Genomic DNA, 949 nt, shown 5'->3' with positions numbered 1-949 from the left:
ACCATAGCGAGTTGGTCCCACCCCTTCCCATCCCGAACAGGACCGTGAAACAACTCCACGCCGATGATAGTGCGGATTGCCCGTGTGAAAGTAGGTAATCGTCAGGCTCCTCTACAAGCGAGACCCCGGCCCTAAAAAGCCGGGGTTTTTGCTTTTTCGCTCTCCCTATAAGTGAGAGCGTTGTGGGATCGGCGCCGAACAAAGTGCTTGACACGATTCGGATGTTCCCCCATAATCATCAGTTCTCTGCGGAGGGGTGCCCGAGTGGCTAAAGGGGGCAGACTGTAAATCTGTTGGCTTACGCCTACGTTGGTTCGAATCCAACCTCCTCCACCAGAATTCAGCTGTAGTAAGTGTCGGGCCGGCATTAGTAGTAATAGCCGGCGAACCTCGCGGGTGTAGCTCAATGGTAGAGCAGAAGCCTTCCAAGCTTACGACGAGGGTTCGATTCCCTTCACCCGCTCCAGCGAAGCGATAAAGCGGTTCAGAGCAGTTTTCGCCCATGTGGCTCAGTGGTAGAGCACTCCCTTGGTAAGGGAGAGGTCGGCAGTTCGATCCTGCCCATGGGCACCAGCCGGTATCTAGCGGGCCTCAGAAGCCTCGCATCGAGCAGGCAGCAGCAAGCCAGTGATTGTTTGCGCGCCCCGCGCAACGTACGGAAAAATCCTCTTAGGAGTCGAAAATGGCCAAGGGTAAGTTTGAGCGGACCAAGCCGCACGTGAACGTGGGCACGATCGGTCACGTTGACCACGGCAAGACCACGCTGACGGCAGCGATCACGACGGTTCTGACCGCGAAGTTCGGCGGCGAGGCGAAGGCGTACGACCAGATCGACGCGGCGCCGGAAGAAAAGGCACGTGGTATTACCATCAACACCGCGCACGTCGAGTACGAAACGGCTAACCGCCACTACGCACACGTCGACTGCCCGGGCCACGCTGACTACGTG

The 949-nt window shown here is 57.7% G+C and carries 1 protein-coding gene, 3 tRNA genes and 1 rRNA gene; all 5 read left to right on the top strand.

Annotated elements, in window-relative coordinates; all coding sequences use genetic code 11:
* A 5S ribosomal RNA gene (gene rrf, locus JMY28_RS38810) occupies positions 1-107 on the top strand; the annotation flags it as partial.
* A 143-nt stretch (positions 108-250) separates the two neighbouring features.
* A tRNA-Tyr gene (locus tag JMY28_RS38805) sits at positions 251-336 on the top strand.
* A 56-nt stretch (positions 337-392) separates the two neighbouring features.
* A tRNA-Gly gene (locus JMY28_RS38800) sits at positions 393-466 on the top strand.
* Between the two features lie 32 nt (positions 467-498).
* A tRNA-Thr gene (locus JMY28_RS38795) sits at positions 499-573 on the top strand.
* A gap of 109 nt (positions 574-682) precedes the next feature.
* Positions 683-949, top strand: a 267-nt coding sequence (locus JMY28_RS38790; protein WP_236597258.1) for a GTP-binding protein, incomplete at its 3' end; no start/stop codon positions are given.

This window comes from Paraburkholderia hiiakae, from assembly GCF_904848665.1.
GTDB classification, from domain to species: domain Bacteria; phylum Pseudomonadota; class Gammaproteobacteria; order Burkholderiales; family Burkholderiaceae; genus Paraburkholderia; species Paraburkholderia hiiakae.
Note: the sequence above shows the minus strand (reverse complement) of the source record. Positions and strands in the feature narration are given on the sequence as shown.